Consider the following 15,973-nt stretch of genomic DNA (forward strand, 5'->3'; position numbering starts at 1 on the left):
CAATTCACAAATGATGTTCTTGCGGCCAGTCTATGCCAATCTGGTCTTTGAATTCATCATCCGTTCTTCCAAAGACTTTGAATTCACTGATATGACAAGACTGACTGTGCCGCTCGCAAGCGCCGAAGCCGCCGCGATGCTGGCGTTGACCCTCACGCTGGGCGCCGTGCCCGTCGTGCCCGCACGGGCAGCGGATGCTGCTCCCGGCACTCGCTGGGTAGCCACCTGGCAGGCCAGCCCGCAGCCCGTGTGGGGCACGGATTTTCTGTTTCCGACCCACCTCCCGGCCGCGTTGCATGCGCAAACCGTGCGCCAGGTGGCGCGCATCAGCCTGGGGGGCGAGCGCTTGCGCATCGTGCTGTCCAACGCCTACGGCAAGCAACCGCTCTTCGTGGGCAAGACGACGGTGGCCCGTTTTCGGGAGGCCAGCGCCGCTGGCGCGGTCACCGATGGTAGCCTGCGGGCCGTCAGTTTTGGCGGTCGGGAAGGCGTGACGATCCCGCCGGGGGCCTCCTGGGTCAGCGATCCGGTGGCGCTCCCGGTGCCGGCGCTGTCTCAGGTGGCGGTGAGCCTGTACCTGCCCCAGGCCACACCGATCAGCACGTTCCACTGGGATGGCCGCCAGACGAGCTGGATCGTGCCCGGCGATCAAACCCAGGCGCCGAGCCTGCAGATCACCGATCCCGACAGGCAAAGCACCACGGCCCGCCCATTGCTGACCGGGATTGCGGTGGAGACCGGGCCGGCCGCGCGCGCCGTGGCGGTGATGGGTGACTCCATCACCGATGGCGCCACAGCCACCCTGGACAAGGACAGCCGCTGGCCGGACTTTCTGGCTGCCCGGCTGGCGCCGCATGGCGTGGCGGTGGTCAATGCGGGGATCTCAGGGGCAAGGTTGTTGTCCGATGGCATGGGCGCCAATGCGCTGGCGCGGCTGGAGCGTGATGTGCTGGCGCAACCCGGGGTGCGAAGCGTCATCGTGCTGCTGGGTATCAACCACATAGCCTGGCCCGGGACCGCATTTGCAAAGCACGCAGAGCCGCCCACCCTGGCATCCCTGACCGCGGGCTACCGCCAATTGATTGCGCAAGCGCACAGCCGGGGCATTCGCGTTCTCGGTGCCACCCTGACGCCATTCGAGGGCGCATTGCCCGGCACGCCACTGGCCGACTACTACCAACCCGGCAAGGACGCGCTGCGCGCACAGGTGAACGACTGGATCCGCCACAGCGGAGCCTTCGATGCCGTCATCGATTTTGACGCGGCGTTGCGCGATCCAGCCAATCCGGCACGCATCGCCGCGCGATTCGACTCGGGAGACCATTTGCACCCCGGCGATGCAGGCCATAGAGCCATGGCCGAGGCCGTTGCGCTCGATGCCCTGCTACCGGGCCTGGAGTCAAAGGCCGCTGGTGCGTTGCCGCAGGCGCGCTAGCCATCGCTATGCGGTGTTGTCCGTTGCGGCTCTCACTCCTGCTGCTGCGCCTGGCCCTGCATGCACTGCGGGCAGTCAGAGCAACAGCCGCACCAACAGGCCGGCAAAGCCCGCAGCCACAATCACATACACCACATTGACCCGGTAGCGGAGCAAGGCAATGGCCGCCGCCAGCCCGATGGCCATCGATGCCCCATCCAGGCTTCCCGCGAAGCCCTGGGGCCACAGCACATGGTAGGCAAAGAAGACAGCCAGATTCACGATGACACCGACAACGGCTGCGGTGATGCCCACCAATGGCGCGGTGAACTTCAGGTTGCCGTGGGTGGACTCGATGAACGGGCCGCCCAGCAATATGAAAAGGAACGAAGGCAGAAAGGTGAAGAACGTGACCACCACGGCCGACACGATGCCCGCCAGCAGCAGCGAATCCGCGCCGAAGACGGCCTTGGTCCAACCCCCGACAAAAGCCACGAAGGACACCACCATGATGAGCGGGCCAGGGGTGGTCTCACCCAAGGCCAACCCGTCCATCATTTGGGGGGCGGTCAACCACTGGAAGTTCTCCACGGCCCCTTGGTAGACGTAAGGCAGTACCGCATAGGCGCCTCCAAAGGTCATCAGCGCTGCCTTGGTGAAGAACCAGCCCATTTGCACCAACACGGAATCCAGCCCAAACAGCGCCGCAAGCAGGGCCATGGCGCCGGCCCACAGTGCCAGGCACACCAGCGCCACGGACCAGAATCTCCGCCAGGAAAACCGGGCATGTGGCGGCGTGGGGGTGTCGTCGTCTATCAGTGCATGTTCCCCCTGCCGCACTGCGGTGCCTGGGCCATGGCTGGCGCCACCAAAGGCGTCTGGCTGCAGCTTGCCGCCGAGGTAACCGACCGCAGCAGCCACCACCACAATGAGCGGAAACGGAACATTCAGCGCAAAGATGGCCATGAACGCAGCGGCCGCAATGCCCCAATGCCAGCGGTTCTTGAGCGACCGGGACCCCACGCGGTAGGCGGCCTGTGCTACCAGCGCGGTGACAGCCGGCTTTATGCCATAGAAGAAACCTGCAATGACGGGCATGTCACCATGGGCCATATACAGCCACGCCAGCGCAATGATGAGAAAGAGGGACGGCAGAACAAAAAGAACGCCGGCCAGCACACCGCCCCAGGTCCGGTGCAGCAGCCAGCCCAGATAGGTGGCCAGCTGCTGCGCTTCCGGCCCGGGCAGCAGCATGCAATAGTTGAGGGCGTGCAGAAAGCGCTTTTCGGAGATCCACCGGCGGCGGTCAACCAGCTCCTCATGCATGAGGGCGATTTGACCGGCAGGGCCGCCAAAGCTGATGAACCCCAGCTTCAGCCAGAAGCGTAAAGCGTCAGACAGCGACAGAGACGTAGGTGCAACGGGGTCCGTTGATCTGGGCAAACCGGTGTCCATAAAAAACTCCATAGAGAATACCCAGCACTTGGACGGGACACCGTCTACCCTTGCGGGCCGGGAGGCTGCTATCCCGGTCGCAGAATTCTAGCCTACCTGTAGCCTGCTCCCGTTTCGAACCCCCGCAACGCACTCTCCAGGTTCAAGCCCAAATCCTCACTCAGATACCCGCCTTCTTGCACGATCACCGTGGGCAGCCCCAGCTGCGCGATTTTTTCGGTGATGCGGGCGAAGCCGGGGGTGTCGATGGCGAGCGCCTGGTAGGGATCGTGCTCGTGGGCGTCCAGGCCCAGCGCCAGCACCAGGGCGCCGGGCGCGTACTGGCGGATGGTGGTGAGGGCGGTTTCCAGCGCGCGCAGGTACTGGTCGGTGGTGGTGCCCTTGGGCTGGGGCAGGTTCAGGTTGTAGCCCAGGCCTTCGCCTTCGCCGCGCTCATGCGCATGGCCGGTGAAGAAGGGGGTGCAGAAATGCGGATCGGCATGGATCGATACGGTCAGCACATCGTTGCGGCGCCAGAAGATGCCCTGGGTGCCGTTGCCGTGGTGCACGTCAATGTCGAGCACGGCCACGCGGGCATGCTTGCTGCGCAGGTGCTGGGCGGCAATGGCGGCGTTGTTCAGGTAGCAAAAGCCATTGGCGCGGTCCACATAGGCATGGTGGCCCGGTGGTCGGCACAGCGCGTAGGCGGCTTGTTCGCCTTGCAGCACCAGTTCGGCGGCATGGGTGGCGCAGTGGGCGGAGTGGATCGCCGCGTGCCAGGTGTGCTCGCCAATGCTGCAGGCGCAGTCACCCATGTGGTAGCCGGCCTGGCCGACCAGGTGATCCGGGTAGGTAAAGGGCTGGCCGGGGAAGGGGAAGACATTGGGCAGCACTTCGAGCGAGGCATCGGGCAGCGCCTGCCAGCGTTGCCAGGCGGTTTGCAGAAAGTGCAGGTACTCGGGGGTGTGGACGGCTGCGCGCGGGCCGGGGCCAAAATCTTCGGCCAGCATCGGCTGGTGGCCCGCCTTTTGCGCGGAGCGCAGCAGGATCTCGGCGCGTTCGGGTTGCTCATTGCTGCGCTTGAGTTGGCCGCGCACCATGAATTGCTGCGGGTCGTGGCTGCGGTGCGCGTGGCTGTAGATGAATTTCATGGTCTGGGCGGTTTTCGTCGGGAGGAAGAAACGGAAGAGGCGGTGGCGCCGGCCTTGGGCTTGGCCTGGGTGGCGGGTACCGGTGCGGATGTGGGCATGGCGCTGGGGCGGGCGTCTGGGGTCTGGTCGCCGTGCAGTACCTGGGCATGGGCCTTGTCCTGCGCGTCCACCAAGTGCACGCGCAGCGCTTTTTCTGCGGCATCGGCATCGCGGCGCAGGATGGCATCGACCACCGGGAAGTGCGATTGCGCGATGAACACCGGGTCGCGGTACTGGCGCTCGATAAAGCCCTGGCAGATGCGGATCTCGGCCTGCATATTGGCAAAGATGCGCTGCAGATACTCGTTGCCCGACAGGCGCGAGATGGCGGTGTGCATGCCCAGGTCCATCGTGACGCGCTCGATATTGCTCAGGGTCGGTGCGCGCTCCAGCATGTCATCGGCATAGGCCTTGAGGGATGCCAGCTGCGCATCGGTGGCCACCTCGCAGGCCAGGCGTGCGGCCATCACTTCCAGGCCCAGGCGCACCTGGAACAGGTCCTGGATCTCCTTGGGGCTGAAGGTGCGCACGGTAAAGCCTTTGCGCGGCGTCGAGACGATGACGCCCTGGCTCTCGAGCCGCCGGGCCGCTTCGCGCAGCGGGGCGCGGCTCACGCCCATCTGGCGCGACAGCTCGGCCTCGACAATGCGCGAGCCCGGTGGCAGCCGGCCTTCAAAAATGGCCTGCAGCAGCTGGCGCTCCACCAGCTCCACCAGATCGGGCACGCGGATCGATGAAAAGCCGGGGTTGTCTGTCTCCTCGCCGTGCAAGGCGATGTTTTTGCTAAGGGTCTCAGATGTCATGTCAGGATGCCTGGTGAGCGGTGTGCTTTTGCCGCCGGGGCCATGCAAGGTAGACGCCGGCAGCGCTGATCATCAGCATGCCATAAAGGGCCAGGCTGTCTGGCGGTCGTTGGAACCAGAAGGTGCTGATCAGCACCGCCAGCAACAGTTGTACATAGTTCATCGGCGCCAGCGTCGAGGCCGAGGCGCGCTGGAAGGCCTGCAGCAGCAGCAACTGCGCGCCACCGCTGACAAAACCACCGGCCAGCAGCAAGGCCAGCTGCGGCGCATCGGGCCATTCGGTGATCGGGTGGAAGAGGGCCGGCAGGTTGGTGATGACCAGGCAAAACAGCGCCATATAGGCAAACTGCACCGCCGTCGGCACCACCCCCGAGAGCTTGCGCGTGAGCACCTGGAACAGCGCATAGCAGACCGCCGAGATGGCCATCAGCACGGTGCCGGCCAGCGGCAGGGCATTGCCCGGGCGCACGATGAGCAGCATGCCGGCAAAGCCCAGCAGCACCGCCACCCATTGCACGCGGCCTACCCGCTCGCCCAGCAGCCAGGGCGAGAGCGCCACCATGATGAGCGGCGCGGTGAAATAGATGGCGGTGGCCTCGGCCAGCGGCATGGTCGCCAGTGCCGTCATGAAGCAGGTGGCCACAATCGCCAGCATCAGGCTGCGCAGCAGCAGTAACTTGCCGCTGCGCAGACGCCCCCAGCGCAGCGCCGACCAGTCGCCATGCCGGTGCATGACCCACAAGGCCAGCATGCCGACGGCTGTGTAGCGCGAGAGGTTCATCACCGTGGCCGGGTAGCGGGCCAGCATGTGCTTGGCAAAGGCGTCATAACAGGCAAAGCACAGCAGCGCTGCCAGAAACAGGCCCAGCCCCTGGCGCAGCCGGCGCGCGGCATCGGCCTCGTGCTGCGCTGGCAAGGGCGCTGGGCTGCCTATCTGGCTGTGGTGCTGCGCAGCCCGCTCAGCCATGGAGGCCCTCCAAAAAGGCCTGCAGGCCCGGGCCGATGGCTTCCACCAGGTAGCCGCCTTCCTGCAGCACCACCAGGGGCAGGCCAAGTGCGCGCAGCTTTTGGCCGACGGCGCGGTAGGCCTCAAAGTCCACCTTCAGCACGCTGATCGGGTCGTCCTTGAAGGTGTCAAAGCCCAGGGCCAGCACGACGGCCTGCGGGGCAAAGGCACGCACTGCTTCCAGGCCGGTGTCCACCGCAGCCAAAAACTCCGCATTGCCGCTGCCATGGGCGAGGGGCAGGTTCAGGTTGTAGCCTTCGCCCGCGCCGGCGCCGCGCTCATCGGCGTAGCCGGTATAGAACGGAAAGTAGCTGCTCGTCTCCGCATGGGTGGAGACCGTCAGCACATCGTCCCGGGCGTAGAAGATGCTCTGCGTGCCATCGCCATGGTGGGCGTCGACATCGAGCACGGCCACCCGCCCAAAATGCCCGGCCAGGCGCGCGGCGGCGCAGGCGTTGTTGTTGACATAGCAAAAGCCGCTGGCCCGGTCCCAGTGCGCATGGTGGCCCGAGGGACGGCACAGCGCATAGGCCATGCGGTCGCCGGCAATCACCGCATCGGCAGCGGCCACGGCACTGTGGGCCGAGCGCAGGATGGACTTCCAGCTGTCCGGCCCCAGCGGGCAGGACAGATCGCCCAGGTAGTAACCGGTTTGCGGTACCAGCGCTGGCGATGGGCAGCGCGGGCGGCGCTGGCCGGCCGGCACGCCGGCGTAGGGCGCGAGGTTGGCCATCACCTCGGGGCCGGCATTGGCGCCGCTGGCCAGCATCGCTTGCCAGCGCGGCCAGGCGGTTTTCAGATAGTCCAGGTAGTGCGGGGCGTGCACGGCCTCCAGCGGCGCGCGGCCCAGGTCGGGCGGGGTGCTGACGGCCAGGCCCGCTTGCTGCAAGACATCGGCCAGGGTTTCGGCGCGGCTGGGCAGATCGGGCGCGGGCACCAGCTTGCCCAGGCGCATGAACTGGCTGGGGTGGTGCAGCGCTTGGTCAGGGCTGTAGAAGGCTTGCATGGCGGCGCTCATGGCAGGGTGGCCTGCAGCTTGTCCAGCGCGCGGTCCAGGCGCGCAAACATCTCGGCCATCTCGGCTTCGGTGATGATCAGCGGCGGGCACAGTGCCACCGCGTCGCCCATGGCGCGCACGATCAGGCCTTCTTCCTGTGCGTACTGGGCCAGGCGGTAGCCCAGCTTCAGCGCCGGGTCAAAAGGCTGGCGCGTGGCCTTGTCGGCTACCAGCTCGATGGCACCGATCATGCCCACGCCCCGCGCCTCGCCGACATGGGCGCGCTCCAGGTAGCCGCGCAGGCGGCCTTGGAAGATGGGGCTGAGCCGGTTGACATGGGCGAGGATCTGCTCGTCCTCGTAGACCTTGAGCGTCTCCAGCGCCACCGCCGCCGCCACCGGGTGGCCAGAATACGTATAGCCATGGCCAAAGGTGCCGATCTTGCCGCTGTTGGCGGCCATGGCCTCGTAGATCCTGGGCGAGACCATGACGGCCGATATCGGCACATAGCCCGAGGACAGCGCCTTGGCGCAGGTCAGGATGTCGGGCTGGATGCCGAAGGTCTGCGAGCCAAACATCTGGCCGGTGCGGCCAAAGCCGCAGATGACCTCGTCGGCCACCATCAGCACCTCGTACTTGCGCAGCACGGCCTGGATTTTTTCAAAATAGGTCTCGGGCGGCACGATGACGCCGCCAGCGCCCATCACCGGCTCGGCAATGAAGGCGGCGACGGTATCGGGCCCCTCCTGCAGAATGCGCTGCTCCAGTGCATCGGCCAGGCGGGCCGCAAAGTCGGCCTCGCTTTCGCCGGGCTGGGCAAAGCGGTAGTGGTGCGGGCATTCCACATGGCCGATGCGCGCAATCGGCAGGTCAAAATCCTGGTGGTTGGCGGGCAGGCCGGTCAGGCTGGCGGCCGCCACCGTCACGCCGTGGTAGCCCCGCTGGCGCGCCAGGATCTTTTTCTTGGCAGGTTTGCCAATGGCGTTGTGGTAGTACCAGATGATCTTGATGGCTGTGTCATTGGCTTCCGAGCCCGAGTTGGCAAAGAAGACCTTGGCCATCGGTGCCGGGGCCAGCTGGATCAGCCGGTCCGCCAGCTGGGCAATCGCCGGGTTGGAGCGGTGGTTGAAGGTGTGGTAGTAGGGCAGCGTCTTGAGCGCATCGATGCCGGCCTGCACCAGGCGCGGGTGGCTAAAGCCCAGCGAGCTGCACCACAGCGCCGACATGCCCTCGATGTACTTGCGGCCTTGTTCGTCGATCACATGGATGCCATCGCCCCGCGTGATCATCAGCGGGCCCACGTCCTCATGCGCTGCCAGGTTGGTGTAGGGGTGCAGGTGGGCGCCAATGTCCTGTGCGTCCAGCGCGCTGCGTTTTGGGGTGTTGTCTGCTGCGTTCATGTCCAAATCTCCTGGGGGCTGGGTGGTGCTTACTCTCTAACGGGCTTGCGGGGCGTCAGTAGCCGCGTCCCAGGTCCACGGCCACCTCGGCGGCCTGGCCTGCACGGATGCGGCGGAAGTTGTGGGCGGTCTGCCGGGCGATGACGCGCGGATCGGTGCGGGTGGCGATATGCGGGGTCACCAGAATGCGCGGGTCCTGCCAGAACGGGTGGTCGGCTGGCAGCGGCTCGGTGCTGAAGGTGTCCAGGGTAGCGGCGCCAATCTGGCCTTCGGCCAGCGCGGTCAGCAGATCGGCCTCGACCAGGTGGGCGCCCCGGCCCACATTGACCAGGTGCGCGCCGCGCGGCAGCTGGCGCATCAAGGCCAGATCGAGAAAGCCCTGGGTCTCGTCGGTCAGCGGCAGCAGGCACACGAGGGTGTCGCATCCGCTCAAAAACTCTGCCTTCTGCGCCTGGCCGTGGAAGCTCTGCAAACCCTCCAGTCCAGCGGGCAGACCCTGCTTGGCCGACCGGCTCCAACCGCGCACCTGGTAGCCCATGGCCAGCAGCGCTTTCGCGCAGCCCTGGCCCAGGGTGCCCAGGCCGGCAATGCCCACCCGGTGCTGGCTGGGCGCAACGATGGGCTCCTCGCGCCACTGGCGCTGCGCTGCATGGGCCACATAGCGGTCCATATGGCGCTGGCGGTGGATGACGGCCCAGCTGACAAAGGCCGTCATGCCATAGCCCATGGTGCTGTCCACAATGCGGCACACGGGCGTACTCGCAGGCAGCGCCTGGGTGTCGATATGGTCAATGCCGGCGGCAATCGATTGCACCAACTGCAGGCCAGCGTCCCGGGTCAGCTGCGCGAGTTGCGCAGCGGGCGGGTGCCAGCATACTGCCACCTCGATATCGCTGTGCTGGCCGGCATCGAGCAGCGCCTGCAGCTCGGCGCCCAGCAACAGCCGGCTGCCGGGGAACTGCGCCTGGTAGGCAGGCAGCAAAAAGTCCATCGCAATGCTTTTGCTCAAAAAAGCAATGCTGCGGGGCACGGCGGACAGGGCATCGGTGGGGGGCATCGCGGTCATGCGCGGCTCCGCGCTTGCGCGTTGTCCGCTTCAGCCTCGTCGCTGCGGTGCTCCAGCGAGGGGATGGCGTCGATCAAGGTTTGCGTATAGGGGTGCTGCGGGTTGCCCAACACCTGGGCGGTGGGGCCGTATTCCACAATGCGGCCCCGCTGCATGACAGCCAGGTGGTCGCACATCTGGCCGGCCACGCGCAGGTCATGGGTGATGAAGACCATGCTGAGCTGAAAGCGCTCGCGCACCTCGGCAAACAGCTTGAGCACCTGGGCCTGCACGGATACATCGAGGGCGGAGACGGGTTCGTCAGCCACCAGCAACGAAGGCTCCATCGCCAGCGCGCGGGCAATGCCAATGCGTTGGCGCTGGCCGCCAGAGAACTCATGCGGGTAGCGCTCGGCCGCCTCTGGGCCCAGGCCGACCAGCTCCAGCAGCTCCATCGTGCGGCGCAGGGCCTCGGCCTTGGGGACACCCTGGGCAATGGGGCCGCTGGCAATGGCCGCGCCAATCTTGTGGCGCGGGTTGAGCGATGCGTAGGGGTCCTGGAAGACCATCTGGATCTTGCCCTTGGCCTGGCGGCGCAGCGCGGCGCCCGAGCTCAGGCGCTGGCCGTTGAAGAGGATGTCGCCGCTGTCAAACGGTGCCAGGCCCACAATGCAGCGGCCGAGCGATGACTTGCCCGAGCCCGATTCGCCCACCACGCCCAGGGTCTGGGCGCGCCCCAGGTCAAAGCTGATGCGCTCGGCGGCCACCACCTCACGGGCGGGCCGCAAAAAGCCGCCGCCAGTGCGGTAGACCTTGCACAGGTCCTTGACCTGCAGCACCGGCTGCGCCGTGCTGGCCTGGGTCTCGCGCACATTGCCATGCGGAATGGCGGCCAGCAGCTTCTTCGTATAGGCATGCTGGGGATTGCGCAGCACCTGGCGGGCCGGGCCGGCTTCGACCACGACGCCGGTCTGCATCACCACCACATGGTCGGCAATCTCGGCCACCACGCCAAAGTCATGAGTGATAAACAGCATGGCCATGCCGCGCTTTTTCTGCAACGCACGCATCAGCTGCAGGATCTGCGCCTGCGTCGTCACATCCAGCGCGGTGGTGGGCTCGTCGGCAATCAGCAGGCTGGGCTCCAGCAGCATCGCGATGGCGATCATCACGCGCTGGCGCTGGCCGCCTGAGAGACGAAACGGGTAGGCATCGATGAGGCGCTCGGGCTCGGGCAGGCCCACGTCGGTCAGCGCGGCGATGATCCGGCGGCGCTTGTCGGCAGCGGGCAGCTGCAGGTGGGCATCCAGCGCCTCGGCCATTTGGTCGCCAATGCGCATTACCGGGTTCAGCGCCGTCATCGGCTCCTGGAACACCATGGCCATGCGGCTGCCCCGCAGCTCGCGCAGCTGGTCTTCGCTCAGGCGCAGCAGGTCTTTGCCGTCAAACAGGATCTCGCCGGCCACCGGCTCCACCTTGGGGCGGGGCAGCAGGCCCATGATGGCGTTGGCGATCATCGACTTGCCCGAGCCCGATTCGCCGACCACACAGAGGGTCTGGCCGGGCAGGATCTGCAGGTTGGCCTGGGTGACAGCCAACGCGCGGTCGGCGCCCAGCGGCAGGCGGATGTCCAGACCGCGTACGGTCAGCACCGGCTCCGGGGTAGTGGGCTCGGCAGGCATGTGTGCAAGCATATGCAGGGCTTCGTGTGAGTAGGCGTTCATTTCGTCTTCCCGTCCTGGCGCGCATTGAGTCCGTCGTTCACCCCTTCGCCAACCAGGTTGAAGGCCAGCACGGTGAGCAGGATGGCGACGCCGGGGAACACGGCCATCCACCAGGCCTGGCGCAGCACGGTGCGGGCCGAACCAATCATGTAGCCCCAGCTCATCAGGTTGGGGTCACCCAGGCCCATGAAGCTCAGGCTCGATTCCAGCAGGATCGCGGTGGCCACCATCAGCGAGGCCATCACCACGATGGACGAGGCCGCATTGGGCAGGATCTGCGCCAGGATGATGCGCGGCGTGCTTTGGCCGGCCAGCTGGGCGGCGGCCACAAAATCTCGCTGGCGCAGGGTCAAAAATTCGCCGCGCACCAGACGCGCCACCGGCGGCCAGGAGACCAGTGCAATGGCCACGATGATGGAGTTGACCGAGGGCTCAAAAATGGCCACCAGCACCAGGGCCAGTGCAAAGCTGGGCACCGACTGGAACATTTCGGTAAAGCGCATCAGGCTGGCATCGACCCAGCCGCCAAAGTAGCCCGAGATGGCACCGATGCCCACACCGATCAGCAGCGACACCAAGGTGGAGATCACCGCAATCAGCAGCGAGATGCGGGCGCCCAGCACCAGGCCCGAGAGAATATCGCGGCCCATGGTGTCGGTGCCCATCGCAAAGCCTTCGCGCTCCATCGGCGGCAAAAACGGTTGCTCGACCATGTCCCAGGGGTTGTGCGCGGCCAGCAGCGGGCCAAAGCAGACCAGCAGCGCCACCAGCAGCAAGATGGCCAGGCCCAGCAGCGCGCCCCGGTTGCGGCAAAAGCGGCGCCAGAAGGTGGAACGGTGCTTGTTCTTGGCGGGGGGCGTGTCGGCCGCCAGGGCCGGTTCAGAGAGGGCAGTCATCGCAAGGCTCCGTTTCAGCCCAGTTCGATCCGGGGATCGACCAGGGTGTAGACAAAATCAGTGATCAGGTTGAACAGCACCGCCACGGCGGCTGCGACCAGGAAGCAGCCCAGCAGCAGGTTGTAGTCGCGCTGCAGCAGGGCATCGAACATCAGGCGGCCAATGCCGGGCCAGGCAAACACGGTCTCGGTCAGCACCGCGCCGCCAATGAGGCCGCCGGCCTGGATGCCCGCCAGGGTGACGATGGGCAGCAAGGCATTGCGCAGAATGTGCTGGCGCTGGATGCGGCCCATGCGCACGCCCTTGGCACGGGCGGTTTTGACAAAGTCCATCTGCGCGACTTCGAGCATCGAGGCCCGGGTCATGCGGGCATAGACCGCCATATAGAAAAGCGCCAGGGTGAGCGAGGGCAGCACCAGATGCTGGGCAATGTCCCAGGCACGGGCCAGGCCGGTGGCATCGCTGCCGACGGTGAAGTAGCCAAAACCGGGCAGCCAGCTCAGCTGCACCGAAAACACCAGCACCGCCATCATCGCCAGCCAGTACAGCGGTGTGGCATAGAACACCAGCGCCACAAAGGTGATGGCGCTGTCCACCCATTTGCCGGCATGGCGGCTGGCTGTGGCGCCCAAGGCCACGCCAAAGATCAGCGACATCACAAAGGCACTGCCGGTGAGCAGCAAGGTGGCGGGCAGGCGCTCGGCAATCAGCTCCAGCACCGGGCGCTGCTGCCGGTAGGAAAAGCCCAGGTCCAGCTGCGTGATGTGGCCCAGGTAGTTGGCCAGCTGGGTGGTGACGGGCTTGTCCAGGCCAAACTGCTCGCGCAGCTGGGCGACGAACTGCGGGTCCGAGGCGCCGGCTTCACCGGCGATCACCGCGACCGGGTCGCCGGGCGCGGCTCGTATCAGCATGAAGTTGACGGTGGCTATGCACATGAGTACCAGCAGACCCTGGAGCACCCGGACGGACATGTAGCGGAGGCGGTTCATAGCGGGGAGACCTTGGAGCGAGACAAAAGCGTAGCCATCCCGCACGCGCCAGTGGCGCTGGCAGCGTGCAGAGTTCAGCAAGAAGAGATGCACTGTGGCCGGAGGCCACAACCGGTGCTTAGCCTATCGAGGCTCGGCTCAGGCTGTCATTCAGCCCCACGCCGGAGCTGATCGGGTTCTTGATCTTGGTGCGGTAGAGCGTGGGGAAGTTGATCTCATGCAACCAAGCCACCGGCACTTCGTCGGTCAGGATCTTCTGCACCTCGGCATATGCCTTGGCGCGGTCGGCATCGGTCAGCGCCTTGGCGCCGGCGTCAAAAAGCGCATCCACCTTGGGGTTGACATAGCCTTCGATGTTGTTGAACGGCGAGCCCTTGGCGATCGTGTGGCTGGTGTAGGTACGGGCCACGCCCAGCGCCGGATCGGGGTACTGGTAGACATAGATGATGGCCATGTCGAAATCCCATTCGGCGGTGCGCTGGTTCCAGCCGGCCACATCGGTGCCGGTGGTCTCTACCTTGATGCCGGCCTGGATCAGGTTCTGGCGGATCATCTCAGCCAGGCGCTGCCAGGATTCGCCATAGGGCAGCGGCAGCAGGCGCACCGTCTCGCCCTTGTAGCCGGCCTCCTTGAGCAAGGCCTTGGCCTTGTTCAGGTCACGCGGGTACTTGGTGACATCGTCGGAGGCGAACTTCACATGCTGGTTGAAGGGGCCGGCCGCCGTCTTGGCAAAGCCCTGCCAGGCGACCTTGACCATGGCCTCGCGGTCCATCGCATACATGACGGCCTGGCGGAACTTGGGGTTGTCAAAGGGCGCCTTGCGGTTGTTGAGCACCAGCCAGGAATGGGGCGAGTAGAACTCCCAGCCCTTGGTGGTGACGGCAGCTCCAGGCAGCTTGGCCAGGCGCGCCACATCAAAGAACTCGACCGCGCCCCCTGGCACCACATCGACCTTGCCCGATTCAAACGCCGCAGCGCGCGAGGCTGCATCGGGAATGATGTGGAAGTAGAGGTTCTCCACCATCGGCTCGCCCTTGGTGTGGTAGAGCTCATTGGCCACCAGCTGGATGTAGGAGCCGCGCACCCATTCCTTGTACTTGAAGGGGCCCGTGCCGATGGGCTTGGCATTGGCCGGGTTGGTGGCGTAGTCGGTGTTGTCGTAGATGTGCTTGGGGATCATCGGCATCGAGCCGGTGTCGAACAGGCTGATGAAGGGGCCAAACGGGTACTTGAGCTTGAACTCCACCGTCTGCGCATCGATGGCGCGCACACTCTCGAGCGGCTCCAGCGATGCGCGCAGGCGGGCATGGGTCTTGCGCAGAAACTTGTCGACGGAAAACACCACGTCATCGGCCGAGAAGGGCTTGCCGTCGTGCCACTTGACGCCGGACTTGAGCTTGAAGGTGTAGGTCAGGCCGTCGTCGGAGCGGCTCCAGGCCGTCGCCAGCAAGCCATGGGGCTCCAGCTTGTCGTCGTAGCGCAGCAGGCCCTCGTAGATATAGCCGGATACCAGCTGGGTCGGGCCGTTTTGCACGATGCCCAGCATCAGGCCCGAGGGCTCGGGCTGCACCATCACGTTGATCGTTCCCTTGGTCTGCTGTGCCAGGGCCGCCATGGGCACGCCCGCGATGCTGAGGCCGGCTCCTGCCAGGCTGTAGGAGATGAGTTCACGCCGATTGATCATGGTTGCTTCCTGTCTTGGTATCGAGGGGTGCCTGGCCCGGTGGGGTTGCGGCGGAGGGGCCGCAAAGGCGGCGGCATGCAAGGGTCGGGGGCGTCAGTCGCAGGTCCGTCGCGCTGGTCAGTCGCGGTAGTGGCTGCGGCCGGGCGGCTGCAAAAAGCCCAGCAGGCCCTGCCATTCGCGCTCATGCGGGTCGGCGCGCTTGGGCTGGCCGGGCATCACATCGGTATCGCCGCTTTCGTACTGGCGCGCGGTCAGCTCGCAGACCTCGGGCGGCACGGGGTTGATGGCCTGGCCGCTGGACTGGATGGCCAGCTGCACACGGCAGGCGCGGTCCAGGTTCAGCATCAGGATGAAGGCCTCGGCGACGCTGTTGCCCAAGGTGAGCAGGCCGTGGTTGCGCAGCACCATCGCCTTGGCCGTGCTGCCCAGGTCGGCGACCAGGCGCTCGCGCTCATGCAGATCCAGCGCGATGCCTTCGAAGGTGTGGTAGACGACGCGGTTGTAGAACTGCAGTGCCCATTGGTTGCTGGGCTGCAGGCCGCATTGCAGCGAGGAGACGGCCACGCCCGCTTCGGTGTGCGAGTGCACGACGCAGGCGGCATCGTGCCGCGCGGCATGCACGGCGCTGTGGATCACAAAGCCGGCCGGGTTCACCTGGTAGGGCGTGTCTTCCACGATGCGGCCCTCGGCGTCGATCTTGACCAGCGAGCTGGCCGTGATGTCCTTGAACAGGGTGCCAAAGGGGTTGATGAGGAACTGGTCAGTACGGCCCGGCACCCGCGCCGAGATGTGCGTGTAGATGCTGTCGTCCATCCCGAAATGGGCCATCAGGCGGTAGGCGGCGGCCAGGTCTTCGCGAACCCGCTGTTCGCTCTCGGTATGCGATTTGTCGTAGCCGGATTGGACGTCGGCATCAGCCATTGCAAGCATTGTTGTCCTCGTTGAATTTATGTCGTCTAGCGACAGTCGTCTGTCGACAGGACATAAGTTAACAGACTGAATCGCAGAAGAAAAGGGTGCCGGACTAGGTGATTTCCAGCATGGGCGCTTTGATCTGCCGCAGAAAATTTGCAAGGCACCACAATGGGTTACGTGGATACCGCGCCGCCTGGATATGGTGCAGGAATCGGCAGGAAATGCCTTGGCCTGGTGCATGTGCGACTGGTGGAAGGACGCGCATGCACCATCGCGGTGGCCCTGGTGTTTTCCCTGATTTGGGGTTGGCGGAGGTCGTGGGATTGACCGTGGCGCAGACCCTGGCTTGAAGCCTGCTCGGCCTCGTGCCGGTGGTGCTCGGTTAAGATGGCGCCTGCTCCGGGGTGCACGCCAGTGCTGAGATCTACACCCGAGAACTTGAACCGGGTCATTCCGGCGGAAGAAGAGCCAGTTCC

At 65.6% G+C, this 15,973-nt stretch carries 13 protein-coding genes; 1 reads left to right on the forward strand and 12 read right to left on the reverse strand.

Features of this window, described 5'->3' with window-relative positions; genetic code table 11:
* Positions 1-91 precede the first annotated feature (91 nt).
* Complete coding sequence (locus AB7A72_RS21760) at positions 92-1,435, forward strand: SGNH/GDSL hydrolase family protein (RefSeq protein ID WP_369461138.1); 1,344 nt, start codon at positions 92-94, stop codon at positions 1,433-1,435.
* Between the two features lie 75 nt (positions 1,436-1,510).
* Here AB7A72_RS21760 and chrA read toward each other — a convergent pair whose 3' ends face one another.
* The 12 genes from chrA to AB7A72_RS21820 all read right to left on the reverse strand — a co-directional run bounded on the left by chrA (position 1,511) and on the right by AB7A72_RS21820 (position 15,512).
* A complete protein-coding gene (gene chrA, locus AB7A72_RS21765) occupies positions 1,511-2,869 on the reverse strand; it encodes a chromate efflux transporter (protein WP_369461139.1) in 1,359 nt (452 codons plus the stop codon).
* 92 nt (positions 2,870-2,961) lie between these two features.
* Positions 2,962-3,999: a histone deacetylase family protein gene (locus AB7A72_RS21770; RefSeq protein WP_369461140.1), complete on the reverse strand. Its 1,038-nt coding sequence runs from the start codon at positions 3,997-3,999 to the stop codon at positions 2,962-2,964.
* The gene (locus tag AB7A72_RS21775) at positions 3,996-4,841 is read right to left on the reverse strand and encodes a GntR family transcriptional regulator (protein WP_369461141.1); all 846 of its coding nucleotides are present in this window, start codon (positions 4,839-4,841) and stop codon (positions 3,996-3,998) included. The genes AB7A72_RS21770 and AB7A72_RS21775 overlap by 4 nt, the downstream gene beginning before the upstream one ends.
* Before the next feature lies 1 nt (position 4,842).
* On the reverse strand, positions 4,843-5,808 hold the full coding sequence (locus AB7A72_RS21780) for a DMT family transporter (RefSeq protein ID WP_369461142.1): 966 nt from the start codon (positions 5,806-5,808) through the stop codon (positions 4,843-4,845).
* Entirely contained in the window at positions 5,801-6,853 is a 1,053-nt protein-coding gene (locus AB7A72_RS21785; protein ID WP_369461207.1) for a histone deacetylase family protein, read from the reverse strand. Before AB7A72_RS21785 ends, AB7A72_RS21780 begins: the two co-directional genes overlap by 8 nt.
* Before the next feature lie 8 nt (positions 6,854-6,861).
* Positions 6,862-8,244: an aspartate aminotransferase family protein gene (locus tag AB7A72_RS21790; protein ID WP_369461143.1), complete on the reverse strand. Its 1,383-nt coding sequence runs from the start codon at positions 8,242-8,244 to the stop codon at positions 6,862-6,864.
* A 55-nt stretch (positions 8,245-8,299) separates the two neighbouring features.
* On the reverse strand, positions 8,300-9,310 hold the full coding sequence (locus tag AB7A72_RS21795; protein WP_369461144.1) for a 2-hydroxyacid dehydrogenase: 1,011 nt from the start codon (positions 9,308-9,310) through the stop codon (positions 8,300-8,302).
* Entirely contained in the window at positions 9,307-10,971 is a 1,665-nt protein-coding gene (locus AB7A72_RS21800) for a dipeptide ABC transporter ATP-binding protein (RefSeq protein ID WP_407065011.1), read from the reverse strand. Before AB7A72_RS21800 ends, AB7A72_RS21795 begins: the two co-directional genes overlap by 4 nt.
* Positions 10,972-11,009: 38 nt before the next feature.
* Entirely contained in the window at positions 11,010-11,909 is a 900-nt protein-coding gene (locus tag AB7A72_RS21805; protein ID WP_369461145.1) for an ABC transporter permease, read from the reverse strand.
* Between the two features lie 14 nt (positions 11,910-11,923).
* On the reverse strand, positions 11,924-12,898 hold the full coding sequence (locus AB7A72_RS21810; protein WP_239812339.1) for an ABC transporter permease: 975 nt from the start codon (positions 12,896-12,898) through the stop codon (positions 11,924-11,926).
* A 118-nt stretch (positions 12,899-13,016) separates the two neighbouring features.
* Positions 13,017-14,579, reverse strand: a complete 1,563-nt coding sequence (locus tag AB7A72_RS21815; RefSeq protein WP_407065012.1) for an ABC transporter substrate-binding protein — start codon at positions 14,577-14,579, stop codon at positions 13,017-13,019.
* Between the two features lie 120 nt (positions 14,580-14,699).
* Positions 14,700-15,512, reverse strand: coding sequence for a class II aldolase/adducin family protein (locus tag AB7A72_RS21820; protein ID WP_230777563.1), 813 nt, complete (start codon positions 15,510-15,512; stop codon positions 14,700-14,702).
* Positions 15,513-15,973: the final 461 nt, after the last annotated feature.

The organism is Comamonas sediminis (assembly GCF_041107495.1).
Lineage (GTDB): Bacteria > Pseudomonadota > Gammaproteobacteria > Burkholderiales > Burkholderiaceae_C > Comamonas > Comamonas sediminis.

What these genes read in the sequence shown, in the direction of transcription:
- AB7A72_RS21820 (WP_230777563.1), bottom strand. Translation starts at nt 15,512, where the DNA reads ATGCTTGCAATGGCTGATGCCGACGTCCAATCCGGCTACGACAAATCG.
- AB7A72_RS21775 (WP_369461141.1), bottom strand. Translation starts at nt 4,841, where the DNA reads ATGACATCTGAGACCCTTAGCAAAAACATCGCCTTGCACGGCGAGGAG.
- AB7A72_RS21800 (WP_407065011.1), bottom strand. Translation starts at nt 10,971, where the DNA reads ATGCCTGCCGAGCCCACTACCCCGGAGCCGGTGCTGACCGTACGCGGT.
- AB7A72_RS21790 (WP_369461143.1), bottom strand. Translation starts at nt 8,244, where the DNA reads ATGAACGCAGCAGACAACACCCCAAAACGCAGCGCGCTGGACGCACAG.
- AB7A72_RS21780 (WP_369461142.1), bottom strand. Translation starts at nt 5,808, where the DNA reads ATGGCTGAGCGGGCTGCGCAGCACCACAGCCAGATAGGCAGCCCAGCG.
- AB7A72_RS21795 (WP_369461144.1), bottom strand. Translation starts at nt 9,310, where the DNA reads ATGACCGCGATGCCCCCCACCGATGCCCTGTCCGCCGTGCCCCGCAGC.
- AB7A72_RS21760 (WP_369461138.1), top strand. Translation starts at nt 92, where the DNA reads ATGACAAGACTGACTGTGCCGCTCGCAAGCGCCGAAGCCGCCGCGATG.
- AB7A72_RS21805 (WP_369461145.1), bottom strand. Translation starts at nt 11,909, where the DNA reads ATGACTGCCCTCTCTGAACCGGCCCTGGCGGCCGACACGCCCCCCGCC.
- AB7A72_RS21770 (WP_369461140.1), bottom strand. Translation starts at nt 3,999, where the DNA reads ATGAAATTCATCTACAGCCACGCGCACCGCAGCCACGACCCGCAGCAA.
- AB7A72_RS21810 (WP_239812339.1), bottom strand. Translation starts at nt 12,898, where the DNA reads ATGAACCGCCTCCGCTACATGTCCGTCCGGGTGCTCCAGGGTCTGCTG.
- chrA (WP_369461139.1), bottom strand. Translation starts at nt 2,869, where the DNA reads ATGGACACCGGTTTGCCCAGATCAACGGACCCCGTTGCACCTACGTCT.
- AB7A72_RS21785 (WP_369461207.1), bottom strand. Translation starts at nt 6,853, where the DNA reads ATGCAAGCCTTCTACAGCCCTGACCAAGCGCTGCACCACCCCAGCCAG.